At 68.1% G+C, this 23,103-nt stretch carries 22 protein-coding genes; 5 read left to right on the top strand and 17 right to left on the bottom strand.

Features of this window, described 5'->3' with window-relative positions:
• Window positions 1-9 precede the first annotated feature (9 nt).
• Window positions 10-867, top strand: a complete 858-nt coding sequence (gene aroE, locus M2282_RS14320; protein ID WP_280809435.1) for a shikimate dehydrogenase — start codon at window positions 10-12, stop codon at window positions 865-867.
• Between the two features lie 4 nt (window positions 868-871).
• The gene (mtgA, locus tag M2282_RS14315) at window positions 872-1,615 is read left to right on the top strand and encodes a monofunctional biosynthetic peptidoglycan transglycosylase (protein WP_280809434.1); all 744 of its coding nucleotides are present in this window, start codon (window positions 872-874) and stop codon (window positions 1,613-1,615) included.
• Here the strand turns inward: mtgA and M2282_RS14310 are convergent.
• Window positions 1,581-1,997: a DUF2809 domain-containing protein gene (locus M2282_RS14310; protein WP_280809613.1), complete on the bottom strand. Its 417-nt coding sequence runs from the start codon at window positions 1,995-1,997 to the stop codon at window positions 1,581-1,583. The two genes, mtgA and M2282_RS14310, sit on opposite strands and share 35 nt — an antisense overlap.
• A gap of 9 nt (window positions 1,998-2,006) precedes the next feature.
• Between M2282_RS14310 and M2282_RS14305 the strand changes: the two genes are divergently transcribed.
• Genes M2282_RS14305 through ruvC form a run of 3 tightly spaced genes read left to right on the top strand, consistent with a single transcriptional unit; the run spans window position 2,007 to window position 4,403 of the window.
• Window positions 2,007-2,858: a lysophospholipid acyltransferase family protein gene (locus tag M2282_RS14305; RefSeq protein ID WP_280809433.1), complete on the top strand. Its 852-nt coding sequence runs from the start codon at window positions 2,007-2,009 to the stop codon at window positions 2,856-2,858.
• A gap of 1 nt (window position 2,859) precedes the next feature.
• Window positions 2,860-3,849 carry a phosphatidate cytidylyltransferase gene (locus tag M2282_RS14300; RefSeq protein WP_280809432.1) on the top strand — a complete coding sequence of 330 codons (990 nt, stop codon included), beginning with the start codon at window positions 2,860-2,862 and terminating at the stop codon, window positions 3,847-3,849.
• Between the two features lie 5 nt (window positions 3,850-3,854).
• On the top strand, window positions 3,855-4,403 hold the full coding sequence (gene ruvC / locus M2282_RS14295) for a crossover junction endodeoxyribonuclease RuvC (protein WP_280809431.1): 549 nt from the start codon (window positions 3,855-3,857) through the stop codon (window positions 4,401-4,403).
• Window positions 4,404-4,407: 4 nt separating this feature from the next.
• Here ruvC and M2282_RS14290 read toward each other — a convergent pair whose 3' ends face one another.
• The 16 genes from M2282_RS14290 to ftsL form a co-directional block, all read right to left on the bottom strand.
• Window positions 4,408-4,890: a hypothetical protein gene (locus M2282_RS14290; RefSeq protein ID WP_280809430.1), complete on the bottom strand. Its 483-nt coding sequence runs from the start codon at window positions 4,888-4,890 to the stop codon at window positions 4,408-4,410.
• 69 nt (window positions 4,891-4,959) lie between these two features.
• Window positions 4,960-5,136: a hypothetical protein gene (locus M2282_RS14285; RefSeq protein WP_280809429.1), complete on the bottom strand. Its 177-nt coding sequence runs from the start codon at window positions 5,134-5,136 to the stop codon at window positions 4,960-4,962.
• An 18-nt stretch (window positions 5,137-5,154) separates the two neighbouring features.
• On the bottom strand, window positions 5,155-6,078 hold the full coding sequence (gene lpxC, locus M2282_RS14280; RefSeq protein ID WP_280809428.1) for a UDP-3-O-acyl-N-acetylglucosamine deacetylase: 924 nt from the start codon (window positions 6,076-6,078) through the stop codon (window positions 5,155-5,157).
• Window positions 6,079-6,279: 201 nt separating this feature from the next.
• Window positions 6,280-7,500 (bottom strand): cell division protein FtsZ, encoded by a 1,221-nt coding sequence (gene ftsZ / locus M2282_RS14275; protein ID WP_280809426.1) that lies wholly within the window; start codon window positions 7,498-7,500, stop codon window positions 6,280-6,282.
• A gap of 170 nt (window positions 7,501-7,670) precedes the next feature.
• Entirely contained in the window at window positions 7,671-8,900 is a 1,230-nt protein-coding gene (ftsA, locus tag M2282_RS14270; RefSeq protein WP_013539446.1) for a cell division protein FtsA, read from the bottom strand.
• 30 nt (window positions 8,901-8,930) lie between these two features.
• Window positions 8,931-9,719: a cell division protein FtsQ/DivIB gene (locus tag M2282_RS14265; protein WP_280809425.1), complete on the bottom strand. Its 789-nt coding sequence runs from the start codon at window positions 9,717-9,719 to the stop codon at window positions 8,931-8,933.
• A gap of 2 nt (window positions 9,720-9,721) precedes the next feature.
• Window positions 9,722-10,693, bottom strand: a complete 972-nt coding sequence (locus M2282_RS14260; protein WP_280809424.1) for a D-alanine--D-alanine ligase — start codon at window positions 10,691-10,693, stop codon at window positions 9,722-9,724.
• Complete coding sequence (murC, locus tag M2282_RS14255; RefSeq protein WP_280809423.1) at window positions 10,690-12,171, bottom strand: UDP-N-acetylmuramate--L-alanine ligase; 1,482 nt, start codon at window positions 12,169-12,171, stop codon at window positions 10,690-10,692. The genes M2282_RS14260 and murC overlap by 4 nt, the downstream gene beginning before the upstream one ends.
• Window positions 12,168-13,232 carry an undecaprenyldiphospho-muramoylpentapeptide beta-N-acetylglucosaminyltransferase gene (gene murG, locus M2282_RS14250; RefSeq protein ID WP_280809422.1) on the bottom strand — a complete coding sequence of 355 codons (1,065 nt, stop codon included), beginning with the start codon at window positions 13,230-13,232 and terminating at the stop codon, window positions 12,168-12,170. The genes murC and murG overlap by 4 nt, the downstream gene beginning before the upstream one ends.
• A gap of 76 nt (window positions 13,233-13,308) precedes the next feature.
• Entirely contained in the window at window positions 13,309-14,610 is a 1,302-nt protein-coding gene (ftsW, locus tag M2282_RS14245) for a putative lipid II flippase FtsW (protein ID WP_432422902.1), read from the bottom strand.
• Window positions 14,607-16,802, bottom strand: coding sequence for a UDP-N-acetylmuramoyl-L-alanine--D-glutamate ligase (murD, locus tag M2282_RS14240; RefSeq protein ID WP_280809421.1), 2,196 nt, complete (start codon window positions 16,800-16,802; stop codon window positions 14,607-14,609). The genes ftsW and murD overlap by 4 nt, the downstream gene beginning before the upstream one ends.
• A 9-nt stretch (window positions 16,803-16,811) precedes the next feature.
• Window positions 16,812-17,990, bottom strand: a complete 1,179-nt coding sequence (gene mraY, locus M2282_RS14235; protein WP_176660166.1) for a phospho-N-acetylmuramoyl-pentapeptide-transferase — start codon at window positions 17,988-17,990, stop codon at window positions 16,812-16,814.
• A 22-nt stretch (window positions 17,991-18,012) separates the two neighbouring features.
• On the bottom strand, window positions 18,013-19,452 hold the full coding sequence (locus M2282_RS14230; protein ID WP_280809420.1) for a UDP-N-acetylmuramoyl-tripeptide--D-alanyl-D-alanine ligase: 1,440 nt from the start codon (window positions 19,450-19,452) through the stop codon (window positions 18,013-18,015).
• A complete protein-coding gene (locus M2282_RS14225; protein WP_280809419.1) occupies window positions 19,449-21,002 on the bottom strand; it encodes a UDP-N-acetylmuramoyl-L-alanyl-D-glutamate--2,6-diaminopimelate ligase in 1,554 nt (517 codons plus the stop codon). Before M2282_RS14225 ends, M2282_RS14230 begins: the two co-directional genes overlap by 4 nt.
• Before the next feature lie 2 nt (window positions 21,003-21,004).
• On the bottom strand, window positions 21,005-22,759 hold the full coding sequence (locus tag M2282_RS14220) for a peptidoglycan D,D-transpeptidase FtsI family protein (protein ID WP_280809418.1): 1,755 nt from the start codon (window positions 22,757-22,759) through the stop codon (window positions 21,005-21,007).
• On the bottom strand, window positions 22,756-23,103 hold the full coding sequence (gene ftsL, locus M2282_RS14215; RefSeq protein ID WP_280809417.1) for a cell division protein FtsL: 348 nt from the start codon (window positions 23,101-23,103) through the stop codon (window positions 22,756-22,758). The genes M2282_RS14220 and ftsL overlap by 4 nt, the downstream gene beginning before the upstream one ends.

Raw genomic sequence — 23,103 nt, 5'->3', positions numbered from 1 at the left:
GGCGCAGCGATGGACCTGTACTGCGTCATGGGCAACCCCGTCGAGCACAGCCGCTCGCCGCGCATCCATGCCCGCTTTGCCGAACTCTGCGGCCAGCAGATGGACTATGGCCGCCGGCTGATTCCAATCGGAGCCTTCGCCGAAGGCATCGCCGCATTCCGCCGTGAAGCCGCCGAGCGCGGCGACAGCGCGCGCGGCTGCAACATCACCGTGCCCTTCAAGTTCGAAGCTGCCGCCCTGGCGCAGCACACCAGCGAGCGAGCCACGCTTGCGCAGGCGGTCAACACGCTGCGCTTCGAGGCCGACGGCAGCATCCATGCGGACAACACCGACGGCATCGGCCTGGTCAACGACATCGTCCACAACGCGGGCGTGCCGTTGGCGGGCAAGGAGTTGCTGCTGATCGGCGCTGGCGGTGCCGCTGCCGGCGTGCTCGGCCCGCTGCTCGACGCCGGCGCCTCGCGCATCGTGGTGGCCAACCGCACCATCGACAAGGCGGTCGCGGTGGTCCGGCGCCATGCCGCACTCGCGCTTGGCCACGGTGCGACGCTCGAAGCCTGGGCGCTCGACGAGGTGCCGGGCAGCTTCGACGTGGTGGTCAACGCCACCGCCTCCAGCCTGGCGGGCGATGCGGTGCCGGTGAGCGCGCAGGTGCTGCGCCCCGGCGCGCTGGCGGTCGACATGATGTACGGGCCTGCAGCGGCGGGCTTCATGGCATGGGCCGAAGCGCACGGCGCCGTCCCCCGCGACGGGCTCGGCATGCTGGTCGAGCAGGCGGCCGAATCGTTCGGGATCTGGCGCGGCGTGCGCCCGCCGTCGGCACAGGTGCTGGCGGAACTGCGCGCATCGCTCGCCGCGGGTCACTGAAAAAATGAAGGCCGTGCTGCGCCTCGTCGCCTGCCTCGTGGTGGCGGGCCTTGCGCTCGAACTCTTCTTTGTCGTGCGCATCGCGGCCATGGCGGTCATCGATCCGCAGAGCACCGCCTTCCAGCGCTCCGAGGCCTGGCAGGTCGCCATCCACAAGGGCAGCGAGGGCGGCTGGCGCCAGGAGTGGGTGCCGTATGCGCAGATCAACGACACGCTCAAGCGCGCCGTCATCGCGAGCGAAGACGCCGGCTTCGTCGATCACAACGGCGTGGAGTGGGAGGCCATCGAACGCGCGCGCCAGCGCAACGCCAAGGCCGAGGAGCTTGCCGCCAAGCGCGCCGCCCGCGCCGTGGCGCGCGGCAAGCCGATGCAGCCGGTGCGCCTGCGCGGCGGCTCCACCATCACGCAGCAGCTCGCGAAGAACCTGCTGCTCTCGGGCGAGCGAACGATGCTGCGCAAGGGCCAGGAGCTGGTGCTCGCGACGCTGCTCGAGGTGTTTCTCGACAAGCGCCGCATCCTGGAGATCTATCTGAACAACGTCGAGTGGGGCGAAGGCGTGTTCGGTGCCGAGGCTGCATCGCAGTACTACTTCAGGAAGCCCGCTTCGCGCCTGAGCGCGAACGAAGCCGCACGCCTCGCGGTGATGCTGCCGAGCCCCAAGTTCTTCGAGCGCAAGCCCGGCTCGCCTTACCTCAGCGGGCGGGCATCGACGGTCATGGCGCGGATGTCGTCGGCCGAACTGCCCTGATCCTGGCGCGCAGTGCCTCGATGGCCAGCACAGCCGCGAAGCCGATCGTGTAGGCCACCACGTCCCACCAGTCGGCCGTGCTGCCGAGCACGATGCGCAGGGCGCGGTTCGGAATGTGCAGGTGCCAGGCGGACGCGAGGAACTGCCCCAACTCCACGGCGTAGCCCACGCCGAGCGCGGCCAGCGCGAGCGGCAGCACGCGCGCCGCGATGAAGGTCTTGAAGACGAAGTAGACCCACACCACCGCCAGCACATCGCCGAAGAAACTTCGCAGCCACCCCCAACGCGCGCCGACGGTGGCCAGCAGCGCAAGAACAATGAACAGGGCCACCGCCCACACCAGTGAAAGAGGATCGAATCGCCATCGCATGGCCCGTATCATCGCGCCCATATGCTGGCAAAGCTCACAGGTTGGTTGTTGTTGGGAATCGTCCGGTTGCTCACTGGCGCGCAGGCGCGCTGGTACGGCTGTCCACCGAAGGCCGAACAGCGCATCTATTTCGCCAATCACCAGAGCCACGCCGACCTCGTGATGATCTGGGCGGCACTGCCCGAGGAATTGCGCAGCATCACCCGGCCGATCGCGGCGCGCGACTACTGGGCCAACACGCCGTTCAAGCGCTGGATCACGACGGAAGTGTTCAACGCGGTGTATGTGGAGCGCGCGGCCACGGCGCCTGCTGCACCTGCCGCGCCCGAACCAGTCGCGCCGGCACCCGCATTCGCCGTTGTTGCCGCGCCCATCGAGCGCATCGAGCCTTCGATGGAGCCGCTGCTGCCGGCCACGCCGCGCACCGAGACCGTGAACGAACTGCAAGGCGTGCTCGACCTTCCTGCGCCGCCACCCCCTGCGCCGCCCGTCGAGACGCCGGCACCCGCGGCAGAGCCGGCACCGCCGACCGAACCCGCAGCGCCTGTATCCGATCCACTCGCGCCATTGGTCGAAGCGCTGCGCAGCGGCGACTCGATCATCATCTTTCCCGAAGGCACGCGCGGCCACACGGGTGAGCCGCAGAAGTTCAAGTCCGGCCTCTACACGCTCGCGACGATGTTCCCCGACGTGGTGCTCGTGCCGGCCTGGATCGACAACGTGCAGCGCGTCATGCCCAAGGGCGAGATCGTGCCGGTGCCCATTCTTTGCTCCGTTACCTTCGGCGCGCCGCTGCGCGTCGAAGAAGGCGAAGAGCGCCGCCCTTTCCTCGACCGCGCGCGTGCCGCGGTGATCGCATTGCGCGATATCTGACATGAACCAGTTCCTGCGCAGCCTCACCCCGACCCAGCAGGTCGCGGCCCTGTTCCTCATCGTGTTCGGCGTGCTGGTGATCATCAGCACCACCGCCTTCTTCCTGAGCTTCAGGGAAAAGCGCAACCCGGTGCACGACGCCACCTGGCAGGCCGAGCTCGCGCACTTCCGCGCGCTGCTGGGCACCACCTGGTTCATGGTGGTGATCTTCTGGATCGGTTGGGCGCTGGGCGAGACGGTGGCCACGGTGCTCTTCGCGCTGATCTCGTTCTTCGCGCTGCGCGAGTTCATCACGCTCTCGCCCACGCGGCGCGGCGACCACCGCAGCCTGATCCTCGCGTTCTTCGTGGTGCTGCCGATCCAGTTCTGGCTGGTGGCCACGGCGCGCTTCGACCTCTTCACCGTGTTCATCCCGGTCTACGTGTTCCTCGCAATCCCGGTGGCGAGCGCGCTGGCCAACGACCCCAGCCATTTCCTCGAACGCAACGCCAAGCTGCAGTGGGGGATCATGGTCTGCGTCTACGGCATGAGCCATGTGCCGGCGCTGCTGCTGCTGAGCTTTCCGGGGTACGAGGGCAAGAGCGCGTTCCTCGTGTTCTTCCTGGTGTTCGTGGTGCAGACCTCGGTGCTGGTGCAGCACCTCATCTCGCGCCGCACGCAGCGTGCGCCGTTCGCGCCCAACGTGAGCCGCAGCTTCAACTGGACCAGCTGGGGCATCGGCATCGTGGTCGCGAGCCTGGTGGGCGCGCTGTTCTCGTTCATCACCCCATTCAAGTTCGGGCAAGCGCTCGCGGTGTCGGTCATCGCCTGCATCGCGGGCTCGATGGGGCACCTGGTGATGAAGGCGCTCAAGCGCGACCGAGGCATTCCGAACTGGGGCAAGAAGGGCGTGGGCGTGACGGGTGCGAACGGGCTGCTGGACCGGGTCGATGCGCTGTGCTTCGCGGCGCCGATATTCTTCCATTCGATCCGCTGGTACTTCAACGCCTGACAGACATGCGCATTCTCGGCATCGACCCCGGCTTGACGACCACCGGCTTCGGCGTGGTCGATGCGGACGGCCACGCGCTGCGCTACGTGGCCAGCGGAACCATCAACACCCGGCACCTGGGCACCGGCAACCTGCCGGCGCGCCTGAAGGTGCTGTTCGACGGCATCGCGGAAATCGCGGCGCGTTACCAGCCCGATGCGTCGGCGGTCGAAATCATCTTCGTGAACGTCAATCCGCAGTCGACGCTGCTGCTGGGACAGGCGCGCGGCGCCTGCGTGACCTCGCTGGTGAACAGCAATCTCACGGTGGCCGAATACACCGCGCTGCAGATGAAGAAGGCCGTCGCGGGCCACGGCCAAGCCGCCAAGGCGCAGGTGCAGGAGATGGTGAAGCGGTTGCTCGACCTGCCCGGATTGCCCGGCGCCGACGCGGCCGACGCACTGGGCATCGCGATCACGCATGCGCAGGTGGGGCGGTCGATGGCTCGGCTGGCTCAGGCCGCGGAGTTGTCGAAGACGCATGCCGGCACCTACCGGCAAGGGCGTTCGCGCTGACTGACTATCTGCGGAAGTCCAGGCGCCCGTTGGTCCAGCGTCCGTCGATGCGCCGGTTGTCCACGATCATCCCGACCCAGGGGCGCGCGATGTCCGGGCTGCTGAGGTTGATGTAGCGGCCCACCAGCGTGTCGGGTGCGATGTAGCGGACATCGAGCAAGGCATGGCGTTCGCCGTTGCCCCAGTCGAACATCAGGTAGAAGCGGCCGCCGGCCACCTTGACCATCGCCTTGCCTTCCTTCCAGGCCTGTGCGGTGTCGCCACAGATGGTCGGGTCCGCGCCGCCGTTCCATCGGCTGGACCACGCGCCCGCGATCGAGTCGGGCACCTCATCGTCGATCGATCCCCATGGCTGCGCATCCGGATCATCGTTGCTGCCACTCAGCTCGACGCTGTCGGCGAATTCCTCCACATCGGGGCCGTCCGGGTCCGGGGCATCCTGGACGCCGAACGGATTCCTCGTGGGCTGTGCAGGCTGTGTGTTCATGGCGCCATCGTGCGCCCGCGCCTCCCGTCCCGCATGCCGTTTCCGGACATGCGAACGGAGAAGAAAAAACTAGGCCACGCGCTCGGCGATCAGCACCGCGAAGAAGCCGAAAGCCGCGAGCAGCGTCCACTTGAGCACGATCCAGCCGACGCGCCGGTACTTCGCCTGCCCGGTGCCCGCATAGAACGCGAACGACACGCCGGCCACCAGCAGCAGAAACAGGATCGCCCAGCGAAAGAGGAGCATCGTCCGGAGCGCGGCGACCTACCAGGCCCGCGCCACTTCGCCGAAGCCGCGCGGTGCGCGCTTCTCGTCGTCGAAGGTCACGACCTCGTAGGCATCGCTGTTCGCCAGCAGTTCGCGCAGCAGCTTGTTGTTGAGCGCATGGCCCGAGCGGAAGGCCGTGTAGGCCGCGAGCAGCGGCTTGCCGATGATGTAGAGGTCGCCCATCGCATCGAGGATCTTGTGCTTCACGAACTCGTCGTCGTAGCGCAGGCCGCCGGCATTGAGCACCTTGGTGTCGTCCATCACGATGGCGTTGTCGAGACCTCCGCCAAGGGCGAGGCCCTTGCTGCGCATGTACTCGACTTCTTTCGTGAAGCCGAAGGTGCGCGCACGCGCGATGTCGCGGCTGTACGAATCGGTGCCGAGGTCGAATTCCACACGCTGGCCGGTGGAATTGACCACGCGGTGATCGAAGTCGATCTCGAAGCTCAGCTTGTAGCCGTGGTAGGGCTCCAGGCTCGCCCACTTCTCGTTGGCGCCTTCGCCTTCGCGCACCTCGACCTTGCGGGTCACGCGGATGAAGCGCCGCGGCGCCTTCTGCAGTTCGATGCCCGCGCTTTGCAGCAGGAACACGAAGGACGAAGCCGAGCCGTCGAGGATCGGCACTTCGTCGGCCGTGATGTCGATGTAGAGGTTGTCGATGCCGAGGCCGGCGCAGGCCGACATCAAATGCTCGACCGTCTGCACCTTCGCGCCGCCGGTCGAGACCGTCGAGGCAAGGCGCGTGTCGGTGACCGCTTCGGCGGTCATGCGGATTTCAACGGGTTCAGGCAGGTCGACGCGGCGGAACACGATGCCCGTGTCGGCCGGGGCCGGTCGCAGGGTCAGTTCCACGCGTTGCCCGCTGTGAAGCCCCACGCCCACGGCGCGGCTGATCGACTTGAGGGTTCGTTGTTGCAGCACGCCGGGGATTTTAGGCGCGCCACGGGCGTGACGGCCTAATCCCCTCGCTATGGCAGCGATAGACATCGGTTCTACGCAATCTGGGCGATGGACGCAAAGGGCACGAAGTGAACGCAGCGCCTAGAGCCAGCGGAAGTCCCTTTCAGGTCTTCCCTGTACCCCTTGCGAACCTTCGTGCCCTCTGCGTTCGGTCGCTTTCCGTCAATCAGCTTGACGGCGCAGGAATGCGGGAATTTCGAAATCGTCCATGCCACCCGACGACAGCGCATCCACCTTGGCCGCAGCCATCGTGCGGTTGGTGCGCCACACGCTGGGAACGGCCATGCCGTCGTAGTTCGGCTGGTTGCCGCCGCCGCCGTGACCGCTGGTGTGGCCGACGCCCCCCATGGTGGGCACGTTGAACGGGATGTTGTCGGTGCCGGTGCGAATGACTTCCAGCGTCGGCGCCTGGCGGCGTGCGTCCGCGCGCGACAGGCCCGTGGCCACCACGGTCACGCGCATTTCGTCGCCCAGGGCTTCGTCGTAGGCGGCGCCGTAGATCACATGCGCGTCGGGCGAGGCGTAGGCGCGGATGGTGTTCATCGCGAGCTTCGATTCGTTCAGCTTCAGCGAACCCTTCGATGCCGTCACCAGCACCAGCACGCCCTTGGCGCCCGAGAGGTCGATGCCTTCGAGCAGCGGGCAGGCCACGGCCTGTTCGGCTGCGATGCGCGCGCGGTCCGGGCCTGCGGCCGCGGCCGTGCCCATCATGGCCTTGCCCGGCTCGCCCATCACGGTGCGCACGTCTTCGAAGTCGACGTTCACGCCGCCGTACTCGTTGATGATTTCCGAGATGCCGCCCACGGCGTTCTTGAGCACGTCGTTGGCGTGCGCGAAGGCTTCGTCCTGGGTGATGTCCTCGCCGAGCACGTCGAGCAGCTTCTCGTTGAGCACCACGATCAGCGAATCGACATTGGCTTCGAGTTCGGCCAGGCCGTCGTCCGCGTTCTTCATGCGGCGGCCGCCTTCCCAGTCGAAGGGCTTGGTCACCACGCCCACGGTGAGGATGCCCATTTCCTTGGCGATGCGCGCGATCACCGGCGCAGCGCCGGTGCCCGTGCCGCCACCCATGCCGGCGGTGATGAACAGCATGTGCGCGCCGTCGATGGCCGCGCGGATCTCGTCCACCGCGAGCTCCGCGGCTTCACGGCCCTTGTCGGGCTTGCTTCCGGCGCCCAGGCCGCTGGTGCCCAGCTGGATGATCTTGTTCGCGTTGCTGCGGGTGAGCGCCTGCGCGTCGGTATTGGCGCACACGAACTGCACGCCCTGCACACCACGCTCCATCATGTGGGCGACTGCATTGCCGCCACCGCCGCCGACGCCGATCACCTTGATCTGCGTGCCTTGATTGAATTCTTCGACTTCGATCATTTCGATGGTCATTTCTAACTCCTTGAATATTGCAGTTGCCGTTATGTATCTATGAATAATTCTTTTGCCGTGACGTGTTCAACGAGAGCGCCGTCACGATGGTGGACCTGTTCGTCGCCATCGCTCGTTGAAATGCAACGGCGGACTGCCGCGAGCTAGCCAGAGTGGGGAGTGGTTCATGGTCAGAAGTTCCCCACGATGAAGTCCTTGAAACGTCCGAACGCAGTCTTTACCGACCCGTTCTTCTGCGCGACCTTGAAGCCGCGCATGCGTGCGAAGCGCGCTTCTTCGAGCAGCCCCATGACGGTAGCCGCACGGGGCTGCGCCACCATGTCGGACAACGCGCTCGAATACTTCGGGATGCCCCGGCGCACGGGCTTCAGGAAGATGTCTTCACCGAGCTCGACCATGCCGGGCATCACCGCGCTGCCGCCGGTGAGCACCACGCCCGAAGAGAGCACCTCTTCGTACCCCGATTCGCGCACCACCTGCTGCACCAGCGAGAAGATCTCCTCGATGCGCGGCTCGATCACGCCGGCCAGCGCCTGCTTGCTCAGCATGCGCGGACCGCGGTCGCCCAGGCCAGGCACTTCCACCTGCTGGTCCGGGTCGGCCAGCAGCTGCTTGGCATAGCCGCTCTCGACCTTGATGTCTTCCGCGTCCTTGGTGGGCGTGCGCAGCGCCATCGCGATGTCGCTGGTGATGAGGTCACCCGCGATCGGGATCACCGCCGTGTGGCGGATCGCGCCGTTGGTGAAGATCGCCACGTCGGTCGTGCCCGCGCCGATGTCCACCAGCACCACGCCCAGTTCGCGTTCGTCCTCGGTCAGCACCGCCTGGCTCGAGGCCAGCGGATTCAGCATCAGCTGGTCGACCTCCAGCCCGCAGCGGCGCACGCACTTGATGATGTTCTCGGCCGCGCTCTGCGCACCGGTCACGATGTGCACCTTGGCTTCCAGCCGCATGCCGCTCATGCCGATCGGCTCCTTCACGTCCTGGCCGTCGATCACGAACTCCTGGGGCTCCACCAGCAAGAGGCGCTGGTCGCTCGAGATGTTGATCGCGCGCGCGGTCTCCACCACGCGGGCCACGTCGGCGGGCGTCACTTCCTTGTCCTTCACCGCCACCATGCCGCTCGAATTGATGCCGCGGATGTGGCTGCCGGTGATGCCGGTGTAGACGCGGCTGATCTTGCAGTCGGCCATCAGCTCGGCCTCTTTCAGCGCCTGCTGGATGCTCTGCACCGTGGCGTCGATGTTCACCACCACGCCGCGCTTGAGGCCATTGCTCGGCGCGATGCCCAGGCCCGCGAGCTTGAGCTCGCCACCGGGCAGCACCTCGGCCACCACCACCATGACCTTGGCGGTTCCGATGTCGAGTCCTACGACCAGGTCTTTGTATTCTTTAGGCATTGAAATATGTCCTCGATTCCTCGATGAGCGCTACTTGATTTTTCTTGGGGCCTCTGGCGAGACCGTGGTGACGCCGCGCAGCCGCAATGCATACGCGTCGTTGTGGCGCAGATCGGCGCCTTCGACATCGGCCACCGTGCGGTGGTACTGGCCCGCGACCTGCGTCACGGTCTTCAGAAAGCGCTGCAGCCGCGCCGACACTTCCTCGCTCTGCCCGCGCCCCAGCTCGATCTGCGCGCCGCTGTCCAGCACCACCTTCCAGCTGCCGCGGCTGGACAGCGTGAGCTCGTCGATGCCGAAGTCGTAGGGCTGGAACTGCGGTGCGAGCACGCGGTACATGCCGAGCACCTGCCCGGCCTGCTCGATCGGGCCGTCCAGGCGCGGCAGGTTGTCGTCCACCTCGGCCACGTTGGCCTCGAACACGTCGCCAAAACCGTTGATGAGCTTCGAGCCCGCCTCGTCGCCCCAACTGGCCACCGGCACCTGCTCGGTCAGCGTCACGCGCAGCTTGTTCGGGAACTCGCGCCGCACCACCGCGCTGCGCACCCACGGCACCGCCTCGAAGGCCGTGCGCGCACGCGCCAGGTCGATGGTGAAGAAGTTGCCCGAGAGCTGCGGCGCCACGTTGGCGCGCAGCGTGACCGCGTTGTTGTGCGTCACTTCGCCGTCCACCTTGATCCCCGCGAGCGGGAAGAAAGGCTGGCGCAGCACCCACCACGCGCCCGCGGCAAGCAGCATGAGCGCCACCGCCACGAACGCGAGGTTCGCCACGATGTTCATGAGCTTGACGTCGAAGGGCGCCTGGATGCTGTCGGCCATGGCTATTGCGCTCCTCCCCTGGCATCCAGCGAAGCGGAGGCCAGCACGCGCAGGCACAGCTCTTCGTAAGGGATGCCCGCCGCACGCGCCGACATCGGCACCAGCGAATGGCTGGTCATGCCGGGCGAGGTGTTCATCTCGAGCAGGAAGGGCTTGCGGTCGCTGGCGCGGATCATCACGTCGGCGCGGCCCCAGCCGCGGCAGCCGAGCGTGTGGTACGCGGCCAGCGTGATGCGCTGGATCTCGTGCTCCTCGTTGGCCGGCAGGCCGCTCGGGCACTGGTACTTCACGTCGTCGGTGAAGTACTTGTTCTGGTAGTCGTAAGCGCCTTCGGGCGCGGCGATGCGCACCACCGGGAGCGCGCGCGCATCGAGCCCCTGGCCGAGCACGGCGCAGGTCACTTCCTCGCCTTCGATGAACTCCTCGCAGAGCACGTCGGCGTCGTACTTCGCCGAGAGCGTGACCGCATCCTGCATCTGCGAATAGCCCTCGACCTTGGTCACGCCGATGGACGATCCTTCGCGCGGCGGCTTCACGATCAGCGGCAGGCCCAGCACGTCGGGCACCACCATGATCTGCTCGCGGCTTTGCTGGTCGAAGGCCAGGCGCACGTACTTGGGCGTCGGCAGGCCGTCGGCCTGCCAGATGCGCTTGGTCATGACCTTGTCCATCGCCACGCTCGAGGCCATGACGCCCGAGCCGGTGTAGGGAATGCCGAGCAGTTCGAGCGCACCTTGCACCGTGCCGTCCTCGCCGTGCCGGCCGTGCAGCACGACGAAGCAGCGCGCGAACCCTTCACGCTTGAGTTCGACCAGTTCGCGGTCGGCCGGATCGAAGGCATGCGCATCGACGCCGCGAGAGCGCAGGGCTTCGAGCACGCCGTTGCCGGACATCAATGAAATTTCGCGCTCGGCCGAGGTACCGCCGAACAGCACGGCAACCTTGCCGAAGAGTTTTGGATCCTGAAGGCTCACGATGCCCTCCCCTTGCGCGAGACGCGCTCCGATGTTGTTGACGATGGCGCGGCCGCCGACGCCGGTGCTGCGGTCGCAGCGCCGCCGAGTTCGACCACCTTGCCGGGCACCGCGCCGATGGAGCCGGCGCCCATGGACAGCACGACGTCGCCCGGGCGGGCGTTGTCCAGGACGGCCTGCGGCATGGCCGCGATGTCGTCGACGAACACCGGCTCGACCTTGCCGGCCACGCGCAGCGCGCGCGCCAGCGTGCGGCCGTCGGCCGCCACGATGGGCGCCTCGCCGGCGGCATAGACCTCGCCGAGCAGCACCGAATCGGCCGTGCCGATGACCTTCACGAAATCCTCGAAGCAGTCGCGCGTGCGGGTGTAGCGGTGCGGCTGGAAGGCCAGCACCAGCCGGCGGCCCGGGAACGCGCCGCGCGCCGCGGCAATGGTGGCCGCCATCTCGACCGGGTGGTGGCCGTAGTCGTCGATCACGGTGAAGCTGCCGGCACCGCCCGGCACGCGCACCTCGCCATAGCTCTGGAAGCGGCGGCCCACGCCCTTGAAGCCGGCCAGGCCGCGCTGCACCGCTTCGTCGGGAATGCCGAGTTCCACCGCCACCGCGATCACCGACAGCGCATTGCGCACGTTGTGCTCGCCCGGCAGGTTCAGCACGATGGGCAGGTCCGGCAGCGTCACGCCATTGCGGCGCTGCGCGGTGAAATGCATCTGGCCGCCAACCGCGCGCACGTCGACCGCGCGCACCTGCGCGTCCTCGCCGAAGCCGTAGCTGGTGACCGGGCAGGTGACGTCGGCCACGATGTCGCGCACCGCCGGATCGTCGGTGCAGAGAATGGCCACGCCGTAGAACGGCATGCGGTGCAGGAAGTCGACGAAGGCTTTCTTCAGCTTCGCGAAGTCGTGCCCGTAGGTCTCCATGTGGTCGGCATCGATGTTCGTGACCACCGCCATCACGGGCAGCAGGTTCAGGAACGAGGCGTCCGACTCGTCGGCCTCGACCACGATGTAGTCGCCGCTGCCCAGCTGCGCATTCGCGCCGGCGCTGTTCAGGCGCCCGCCGATCACGAAGGTCGGGTCGAGCCCGGCGGCGTCGAGCACGCTCGCCACGAGGCTGGTGGTGGTGGTCTTGCCGTGTGTGCCTGCAATGGCGATGCCCTGCTTCAGGCGCATCAGTTCGGCCAGCATCAGCGCGCGCGGCACGACCGGAATACGCTTTTCGCGCGCGGCCAGCACCTCGGGGTTGTCCGATTGCACGGCGGTCGAGGTGACGACCGCGTCGGCGCCCTCGATGTGCGCGGCCGCATGGCCCACGAAGGTGCCGATGCCCAGGCCCGCGAGCCGGCGCAGCGTGGCGCTGTCGGACAGGTCGGAGCCGGTGATCTTGTAGCCCAGGTTGAGCAGCACTTCGGCAATGCCGCTCATACCAGAACCGCCGACGCCGACGAAGTGGATGTGACGAATCGCGTGCTTCATTTGGCAAGCTCCTCGCAGGCGCGGACCACCGCTTCCACGGCTTCGGTCTTCTGCATGGTCTTGGCCTTGGCGGCCTTCTCGATCAGCGCGGTGCGCTCGGTGTTCTGTAGCAAATCAGCCAGCAATTCAGGAGTGAGGGCTGCCTGCTGCACCAGCCAGCCGCCGCCCGCGTCCACGAGGAAGCGCGCATTGGTGGTCTGGTGGTCGTCGACCGCCGAGGGGAATGGCACGAACAGCGCTGCTGCGCCGACGGCCGCGATTTCTGTGACGGTGCTGGCGCCGGCGCGCGCGACGATGATGTCGGCGTCGGCATAGGCCTGCGCCGTGTCTTCGATGAACGGCGTGAGTTCGCCTTCGACACCCGCGGCCGTGTAGTTGGCGCGCAGTTCGTCGATCTGCTTGGCGCCGCTCTGGTGCAGCACCTGCGGGCGCGTGCCCGGCTCGATACGGGCCAGCGCCTGCGGCACCACGGTGTTGAGGCCGCGCGCGCCGAGGCTGCCGCCCACGACCAGCAGCTTGAGCGGACCCGTGCGGCCCGCGAAACGCGTGGCCGGATCGGGCTGCGAAGTGAACGCCGCCCGCAGCGGGTTGCCGACCCACTGCGCCTTCTTCAGCACATTCGGGAAGGCGGTGAACACGCGGTCGGCCACGCCCGCCAGCACCTTGTTGGCCAAGCCCGCGACCGAGTTCTGCTCGTGCAGCACCAGCGGCTTGTTGAGCAGCACGCCCATCATTCCGCCCGGAAAGGTGATGTAGCCGCCCAGGCCCACCAGCACATCGGGCTTCACGCGGCGCACCACGCGAAAGCTCTGCCAGAAGGCGCGCAGCAACTTCAACGGCAGCAGGAGCAATGTGAGCGGGCCCTTGCCGCGCACGCCGCCGAACTGCACCGGCTCGAAGGCGAAGCCACGCGACGGCACGAGCTTTTCTTCCATGCTGCCGGGCGCGCCCAGCCAGTGCACGCGCCAGCCGCGCTCGCGCAGTGCCTCGGCCACGGCGAGGCCCGGGAAGATGTGGCCGCCGGTGCCGCCGGCCATGACGAGTGCGGTCCTGCCGGTCATACGCGCCCTCCGCGCATGAGCGGCGCATACGCGCCGCAGCGCTGCGCGCTGACACGGTTGTGGCGAAACCACGTCCTCATACGCGGCCTCCGCGCATGAGAACGCGGTTTTCGTAATCGATGCGCAGCACGATCGCCAGCGCCACCATGTTCATCAGGATCGCCGATCCACCGAAGCTCATCAGCGGCAGGGTCAGGCCCTTGGTCGGCAGCGCACCGAGGTTCACGCCCATGTTGATGAAGGTCTGGAAGCCGATCCACACGCCGACGCCCTGGGCCACGAGGCCCGAGAACACGCGGTCCAGCGCGATCGCCTGGCGGCCGATGTGCATGACGCGGCGGGTCAGCCAGAGGAAGAGGCCGATGATCAGCAGCACGCCGACGAGGCCGAATTCCTCGCCGATCACGGCGAGCAGGAAGTCGGTGTGCGCTTCGGGCAGCCAGTGCAGCTTCTCGACGCTGCCGCCCAGGCCCACGCCGAAGATCTCGCCGCGCCCGATGGCGATCAGCGAGTGCGACAGCTGGTAGCCTTTGCCGAGCGCGTGCTCCTCGCTCCACGGGTCGAGGTACGCAAAGATGCGCTCGCGGCGCCACGGGCTGCTCGCGACGATGGTGCCGAAGGCCACCACCACCAGCGCGGCGATCACGAAGAACATGCGCGCGTTCACGCCGCCCAGGAACAGGATGCCCATGGCGATCACCGCGATCACCATGAACGCGCCCATGTCGGGCTCGGCCATCACCAGCATGCCGACCACCACCACGGCGATGCCCATCGGCAGCACGGCGCGGAAGAAGCGCTCCTTGATCTCCATCTTGCGCACCATGTAGCTGGCGGCGTAGAGCACCATCGCGAGCTTCGCCAGCTCCGAAGGCTGGAAGCGCATGAAGCCCATCGGCAGCCAGCGGCGCGCGCCGTTCACGTTGATGCCGATGTGCGGAATGAGCACCGCCACCAGCAACAGCAGCGAGGCCACGAAGAGCCAGGGCGCGGCGCGCTCCCAGGTCTTCATCGGGATCTGGAAGGCCAGCAGCGCCGCGATGAAGGCGAACGCCACCGAGGCCGCATGCCGCGTGAGGAAGAACGAGGCGCTGTAGCCGGCGCGCGCGAAGCGCGGGTTGTCGGGGAGCGCGATGGAGGCCGAATACACCATCACCAGGCCCCAGGTCAGCAGGGCCACGGTGACCCACACCAGCGCCTGGTCGAAGCCCAGCACGCGCATCGGCGTGGCCTTGGTCTGCGAGATGCCGGCGCCGCCCAGCCGCACCGGCAGGTGCACGGGCAGCGAATCGATGCCGCTGCGGGCGCGCCTGAACAAGCCGCCGAAGCGGCCGGTGCGGGTGTCCGGCGTCGAGGTGCCTGCAGCAGCGGAGTTCACAGCGTTTCCTCCGGCGACGAACCGTCGGCCGACATGCCGCGCGGGTTGTCCGCGAGCACCTGCACGGCTTCGCGGAACACCTCGGCGCGGTGTTCGTAGTCGTTGAACATGTCGAAGCTCGCACAGGCCGGTGACAGCAGCACGGCATCGCCCGGGTTGGCGCGCGCGGCGGCGAGCTGCACGGCCTCGTCCATCGAGGCGGCATGCATCAGCGAGACGCCGGTGTTCGCCAGTGCGGCCTCGATCAGCGGCGCGTCTCGGCCGATGAGCACGACGGCGCGTGCGTACCGGGCCACGGGCGCGGCGAGCGGTTCGAAGTCCTGGCCCTTGCCTTCGCCGCCGAGGATGACGACCACGCGGCGGCGGTCTTCGCCCAGGCCGTTCAGCGCGGCGACCGTCGCGCCGACATTGGTGCCCTTGCTGTCGTCGAAGTACTCCACGTCGTCGATCAGCGCAACCGGCTCCACGCGGTGCGGCTCACCGCGGTATTCGCGCAGGCCGTAGAGCATCGGGCCCAGCGGGCAGTCGGCGGCGGTGGCGAGTGCGAGCGCGGCCAGCGCGTTCATGGCGTTGTGGCGGCCGCGGATGCGCAGCGCGTCGGCGGGCATCAGGCGCTGGAAGAAGATTTCTTCTTCGACCACCGCGCCGCGCTTGCGCTTCTGCGTTTCGTCGGCTTCGAGCGCGCGCACCAGCCAGGCGACGCCGTTGATGCGCTCGATGCCGTAGTCCCCCGGACGCGTCGGCATCGCGCTACCGAAGGTGACGTGCGCACGGATCTGCGGGCGCTGCAGCTTCACCCTGACGGGCGGCGGCAGCATGGCCATCACGCCGGCGTCGTCGCGGTTGAGGATCATCAGGCCCTGCGCGCCGAAGATGCGCGCCTTCGCGGCCGCGTACGCCGGCATGTCGCCGTGCCAGTCGAGGTGGTCCTGCGTGAGGTTGAGCACGGTGGCGGCGGTCGGCTCGAAGCCCTGCACGCCGTCCAGCTGGAAGCTGGAGAGTTCGAGCACCCAGACATCGGGCAGCGTCTCAGCGTCGATGTGCGCGGCGAGCGTATCGAGCAGCGTCGGGCCGATGTTGCCGGCCACAGCCACGGTCTTGCCGGCGCGCTCCACCAGTTGGCCGGCGAGCGCGGTGACGGTGGTCTTGCCGTTGGTGCCGGTGACGGCGAGCACCGCAGGGGTGTAGCCCTTGGGTGCGGGCGGTTCTTCGATCGGCACCAGGGGCAGCTGGGCCGTCGGCTCTTCCTCCACCGCGGCGGAGGCCGGGTTGGTGGCGGAGAGTTCGGCGATCTTGGCGACGAAGTCGGCGGCCTCGCGGGCGGCCGTGGGGACGTAGGGCTTGCCGGTGGCGGGCAGGCGCGAGCCGGTGGCGGGCGGAAGAACTGCTGGCGTCGTCGCTTCGGGTGCGGCATCGGTGGCTGCCGCGGCTTCTGCAGCCGGTGCTGCTTCTTCCGCGGGCGGCGAGACCGCAACGCTCAACGAAGGATCGCGCGGCATCGCTTCGGCCATCGCGGAAGTTGCGGGTTCGGTCGGTTCGGCGGCGTCCGTGCTTTCGGCTGCCGGAACGGGCTCGGCGGCTTGCGCTGGCACTTCAGCCGTTTCGGCGACTTCGGTCGTCTCGGCAGGCGCGGCCGCCTCGGCTTCGGCCTGTTCTTCCATCGCTGCCGGCACTTCCGGTGCGGCGAGGACTTCCGCCGCTTCCACGGATGCGGCTTCCGTCGGCTCGACCGTCAAGGGCAGTTCGGCCTGCGCTTCGGGCAGTGGGGGTTCTGCAGGGACTTCTGCAACGGGCTCGACTGCGGCTTGAGGCTCGGGCTCGGCGACTTCCACCACCGGCACTTCAACCGTCCGCAGGTCCAGCAGCGCGCGCGCGAAGAGATCGAGCTCACCGCCGACCGTCAGCCCCACGGCGCGTGCCGCGTCGACGACCGGCGCAATGGTCGCGGGCGACAACCCCGGCGAGCGATACACCGCGCGAATCGGCGTGCCCTCGACCAGCGCGGCCGAGAATGGCCCGCCGATGAAGCTCACCTCGGGCAACTCCGCCTGCAGCGTCGCGAGCGCGGCGGGCGCCTCGCGCGTGTCCGCCACGGTCACGATCGCTCCGTGGCGCGCGCACCAGCGCGTCATCGCCAGCCCGGACGCACCGAGGCCGAGGATGAGGACGGGGAGATCTTTCAGATGGCGCATCGGTGTTTCTCAGCGCAGCTTCAAGGTCGAAAGGCCCACGAGGCACAACAGCATCGTGATGATCCAGAAGCGCACCACGACCTGCGTCTCGCGCCAGCCGCTCTTCTCGAAGTGGTGGTGCAGCGGCGCCATCTTGAGCACGCGGCGGCCTTCGCCGTAGCGCTTCTTCGTGTACTTGAAGTACATGACCTGCGCCATCACCGAGATCGCCTCGACCACGAAGATGCCGCCCATGATGAAGAACACGATCTCCTGGCGCACGATGACCGCGATGGTGCCCAGCGCGCCGCCGAGCGCGAGCGCGCCCACGTCGCCCATGAAGACCTGCGCAGGGTGCGTGTTGAACCAGAGGAACGCCAGGCCCGCGCCGGCCATGGCCGAACAGAACACCAGCAGTTCGCCCGAGCCCGGGATGTTGGGGAACAGCAGGTACTTGGAGTACACCGCGCTGCCCGTGACGTAGGCGAACACGCCCAGCGCCGAGCCCACCATCACCACCGGCATGATCGCCAGGCCGTCCAGGCCGTCGGTCAGGTTCACCGCGTTGCTCGCGCCCACGATCACCAGGTACGTGAGGATCACGAAGCCGATGCCGCCGAGCGGGTAGCTCACTTCCTTGAAGAAAGGCACCAGCAGGTTGATCTTGGGCGGGAAGTCGAGGTCGAAGCCCGACTGCACCCAGGCGAAGAACAGCTGCAGCACGCGCCAGTTGGAGCTCTCCGAAATGCTGAAGAGCAGGTAGAAGCCCGCAAGCAGGCCGACCACCGACTGCCAGAAATACTTCTCGCGCGAGCGCATGCCCTCGGGGTCCTTGCGCACCACCTTGCGCCAGTCGTCGACCCAGCCGATGGCGCCGAAGCCCATGGTGACCCACAGCACGATCCACACGAAGCGGTTCGAAATGTCGAACCACAGCAGCGTCGCGAAGGCGATGGCGAACAGCACCAGCACGCCGCCCATGGTGGGCGTGCCGCTCTTGGTGAGGTGCGTTTCCATGCCATAGCCCCGCACCGGCTGGCCGATCTTGAGTGCGGCGAGGCGGCGGATCACGTACGGGCCGGCCACCAGGCCGACCACGAGTGCGGTCACCGCGGCCATCAGCGCGCGGAAGGTGAGGTACTGGAAGACGCGCAAGAACCCGAACTCGGGCGAGAGCGTCTGCAGCCATTGGGCCAGGCTCAGCAGCATGATGTGTCGCGCGGCTCATGCGTCATGACCGGCCTCCTTTTGTTGTTTTGGGATGTGACTGGACAAGATCGCCGATGGCCTGCACCACGCGTTCCATCTTCATGAAGCGCGAGCCCTTGACGAGCACGCTGCCGACCAGCGGCAGGCGGGCGAGCACGGCGGCATGGAGCGCTTCGTAGTCGGAAAAATGACGGCCGTTGTCCGCATCCTGGAAAGCGGCGACGGTGTGCGCGGTCTCGGTGCCGAGCGTGTACACGGCCTCGATGCCGCGCTGCTTCGCCCACGCACCGACCTCGGCGTGGAACTCCGGAGCGCGGTTGCCGACCTCGCCCATGTCGCCGAGCACCAGCAGGTGCGGACCGGGCAGGCCCGCGAGCACGTCGATGGCGGCGATCACCGAATCGGGGTTGGCGTTGTAGCTGTCGTCGACGAGCGTGAGCGTGTGCTTGTTCGACAGCACGACCTCGCTCGCCTTGGAGCGGCCCTTGACCGGCTCGAAGGCCGACAGGCCCTCGGCGATGCGCTCGATCGGCACGCCCGCTGCGAGCGCGCAGGCGGTGGCCGCCAGCGCGTTACCCACGTTGTGGCGGCCGGCGATGTGCAGTTGCGCGTCGAAGACGCCCAGCGGCGTGCGGATGCGCACGGCCCAGGAGCCCTGCGTCCATTCGGCGCTGTCGAGCGAGATGTCGGCGCCCGCGTCTTCGCCGAAGGTCATGCAGCGGCGCGGGCCGCCGTCGTGCGCCATGTCGGTCCACAGCGAGGTGAAGGTGTCGCCGTAGGGGAAGACGGCCGTGCCCTCGTCGGGCAGCACCGCGAACACGGCAGCGTTCTCGATGGCCACCGCTTCGACGCTGGCCATGAATTCCTGGTGCTCGCGCTGGGCGTTGTTGACCAGCGCGATGGTCGGGCGCGAGAGGGCGGCCAGCCGCGCGATCTCGCCCGGATGGTTCATGCCCAGCTCCAGCACCGCGTGCTGGTGGCGCGCCCGCAGGCGCAGCAGCGTGAGCGGCACGCCGATCTCGTTGTTGAAGTTGCCGGCCGTGGCCAGCGCGCGGTCGGCGCGGAAGGCGACGAGGATCGCCGCGATCATCTGCGTGACGGTGGTCTTGCCGTTGCTGCCGGTGACGGCGATGAGCGGCAATTCGAATTGCGCGCGCCAGCCCGCGCCGAGCGCGCCGAGCGCGGCCAGCGAGTCGGGCACTTCGAGGCCGGCGAGGCCGGCAGCTTCGAGGCCGTGGTGGGCAATGGCTGCGATGGCGCCCTTTTCCTTCGCCTGCGCCAGGAAGTCGTTGGCGTCGAAGCGCTCGCCCTTCAGCGCGACGAACAGGTCGCCCTGCGCCAGCGTGCGGGTGTCGGTGTGCACGCGTGCGATGACCGTTGCCGGGTCGCCCACGAGGCGGGAACCGGGAATCCATTGCTGCGCCTGGGCGAGCGTCAGACCGAGTGGCGTCATGTCGGTCATGCCGCACCCCGCTTCGTCAGCGCATCCAGCGCATGGGTCTTGTCGGAGAACGGAATGCGCTGGCCCGCAATCTCTTGCCAGGCCTCGTGACCCTTGCCGGCGATCAGCACCACGTCCTGCGGCGCAGCCTGCGCGATCGTGTCGGCGATGGCGGCGGCGCGGTCGGCCTGCACCTGGGCGGCGTCGGGGCGCGAGAGGCCGCGCAGCACCTGGCTGATGATCGCGTCGGGCTTCTCGCTGCGCGGGTTGTCGCTGGTCACGACGACATGGTCGGCCTGGCGCTGGGCGACGGCGGCCATCATCGGGCGCTTGATCGGATCGCGGTCGCCGCCGCAGCCGAACACGCACCAGAGCGCACCGCCGCGCTGCTGCGCCAGCGGGCGCAAGCCGGCCAGCGCCTTGTCGAGCGCGTCGGGCGTGTGGGCATAGTCGACCACCGCCAGCGGCGCGGGGCCCGCCACACTCACGCGCTCCATGCGACCGGGCACGCTGGTGAGGTTGGCGCAGGCCGCCACCGCACGCGAGAGCGACAGCCCCAGCGCGCGCAGCGTGCCGAGCACGCCCAGCAGGTTGGCCACGTTGTATTGGCCGATGAGGCCGGTGGAGAGTCGCTCGACCGACGCAGAGCCCTGCTCGGCCACCGAGAACTTCAGCCCCTGTGCGTCGTAGCCGATGTCGCGCGCCACCAGGCGTGCCGGCTTGCCGTCCGCTGATACCGTCCAGACGTCGAGCGCGCCGATGCCGGCGTCCACGAGGTTGGCGCACAGGCTCGCGCCGTGCATGTCGTCGATGTTGATCACCGCGGCGCGCAGGCCCGGCCAGCGGAAGAGCTCGGCCTTGGCTTCCCAATAGGCGTCCATGCTGCCGTGGTAGTCGAGGTGGTCCTGCGTGAAGTTGGTGAACACCGCGACCGCGATCTGCGCGCCGTCGAGCCGGCGTTCGGCGATGCCGATCGACGAGGCCTCGATGGCGCAGGCGCCGAAGCCGCGCTCGACCAGGTCGCGCAATGCGCCCTGCATCATCACGGGGTCGGGCGTGGTGAGGCCGGTGTAGGTGAGCTCGGGCGGCACGCCGATGCCCAGCGTGCCCATCACGGCGCAAGGCGACGGCGCGCTGCGCTCCATGGTGCCGTCGGGCCGCATCGCGCGAACGCCGCCGGCCGCACGCAGCGTGGAGAGCGATTCGGCCAGCCACCACGCGGTGGAGGTCTTGCCGTTGGTGCCAGTCACGGCCAGCACGTCGAGCAGCGCCGAGGGGTTGTCGTAAAAGGCCGAGGCGATCGGGCCCGTGGCGGCCTTCAGGCCCGGGTAGCTCGCGATGCGGTCGTCGTCGCCGAAGCCGAACGCATCGACGCCCTCGTGCTCGACCAGGCAAGCCACGGCGCCCTGCGCGAGCGCCGCCGCCACGTGCTTGCGCCCGTCGGTCGCGGCGCCGGGCCAGGCGATGAAGCCGTCGCCCGCGCCCACCGGCCGGCTGTCGGCATGCAGCGCACCCTGCACGCGCTCCTTGAGCCAGCGCGCGGCCAGTTGGGGGGATGTGAGTGTCAGCATGCTCAGAAGCTCTCGTCGACGCCCTGCGTCATCACCAGGGGTTTGACCGCGAGGTCGGGCGCGACGTTCATCATGCGCAGCGTCTGCTGCACGACTTCGCTGAACACGGGCGCCGCGGCGACGCCGCCGAAATACTGGCCATCGCTGGGCTCGTCGATCATCACCGCGACGATGATGCGCGGCTTCTCGATGGGCGCCATGCCGGTGAACCAGGCGCGGTACTTGTTGCTTGCGTAGCCCTTGCCGACCTGCTTGTGGGCCGTGCCCGACTTGCCGCCGACCGAGTAGCCGACCGTCTGCGCACGCGTGCCGGTGCCGCCGGGGCCGGCGGCCATCTGCAGCATCTTGCGCACGGCCAGCGCATTGGAAGGCGAGAACACCCGCACGCCGACCGGCGGCTCGGAGTTCTTCAGGATGGTGACCGGAATGATCGATCCGTCGTGCGCGAACGAGGTGTACGAATGCGCCATCTGGAACAGCGACGCCGACAGGCCGTAGCCGTAGGCCATGGTGGCCTGCTCGACCGGCTTCCAGGTCTTCCACGGACGCAGCCGCCCGGTGACCGCGCCGGGGAACTGGATCTGCGGCTTCTGGCCGTAGCCGAGCGCGGTGTAGGTGTCCCACATCTCGTGGGGCGTCATCTTCTGCGCGATCTTGAGCGCGCCGACGTTGCTCGATTTCTGGATCACGCCCTCGACCGTCAGCGTGCCGTAGTTGTGGGTGTCGCTGATGGTGAAGCCGCCGATCTGGAAGCGGCCGGGGCCGGTCTCGATCAGGGTCGAGGGCTTCACGCGGCCGGCTTCCAGCGCCATGCCGACGGTGATGGGCTTCATCGTCGAGCCGGGCTCGAAGGTGTCGGTGACGGCGCGGTTGCGCAGCTGTTCGCCGGTGAGGTTCTGGCGCTTGTCGGGCACGTAGCTCGGGTAGTTGGCCAGGGCCAGCACCTCGCCGGTGATCGAGTCGAGCACCACCACGCTGCCGGCCTTGGCCTTGCGGGCCGTCACGGCGTCGCGCAGCTTCTGGTAGGCGAAGAACTGCACCTTGCTGTCCACGCTCAGCTGGATGTCCTGGCCATCGAGCGGCGGCACGATGTCGCCCACGCCCTCGACCACGCGGCCCAGGCGGTCCTTGATGACGCGGCGCGAACCCGCCTTGCCGGCCAGTTCCTTGTTGAACGCGAGCTCGATGCCTTCCTGGCCGCTGTCTTCCACATTGGTGAAGCCCACCACGTGCGCGGCGGCCTCGCCCTCGGGGTACTGGCGCTTGTATTCCTTGCGCTGATAGATGCCCTTGAGGTTCATCGCGGCGATCTGCTTGGCGATGGGCTCGTCGACCTGGCGCTTGATCCAGACGAAGGTCTTGTCCTCGTCCTGCAGCTTCTTGTCGAAGTCCTTCTGCGGCATCTCCAGGAGCTTGGCCACCTGCTTGAGCTTGGCGCGCACCTCGGGGTCGTCGCGCTCGATGTCTTCCGGAATGGCCCAGATGCTGGGCGCCACCACGCTGGAGGCGAGGATGAGCCCGTTGCGATCGAGGATGCGGCCGCGGTTGGCCGGCAGCTCCAGCGTGCGCGCAAAGCGCACTTCGCCCTGCCGCTGGAAGAAGCTGTTGTTGAAGACCTGCACGTACGCGGCGCGCCCGGCAAGCCCGAGAAAGCCGAACGCGATGCCCGCGACGATGAACTTGCTGCGCCACACCGGCGTCTTGCTCGCGAGCAAGGGGCTGGTGGTGTAACGAACGCTGCGGTCGCGGCGGCTCATCGTGCAGCCCCCCTTGCGGCGGTGGCGGCTGGCTTCGGCGGAGTCACGGGCGGCAGCGGCGCGACGGCCGGGATCACCGAGCCGTCCAGACGCACGTACTGCGTGATGGCCGGCGTGGTGGTACGCATCTGCAGCTGCTCCTTGGCGAGCTTCTCGACGCGCAGCGGCGTGGCCTGGGCACGCTTTTCGACCTGCAGGCGGTCGTGGTCGGTTTCGAGGCGGCGCGCCTCCTGCTGCACGCGGTCGAGCTCGGTGTAGAGCTGGCGCGAGCGGTACTGCGTATGGACGAGATAGAGCGACGTCGCGATGACGGCCATCAGCAGGAGCAGGTTGAGCCGGGCCAT

Source organism: Variovorax boronicumulans (assembly GCF_029892485.1).
Lineage (GTDB): Bacteria > Pseudomonadota > Gammaproteobacteria > Burkholderiales > Burkholderiaceae_C > Variovorax > Variovorax boronicumulans_B.
This window is presented reverse-complemented; position numbering and strand designations above follow the sequence as displayed.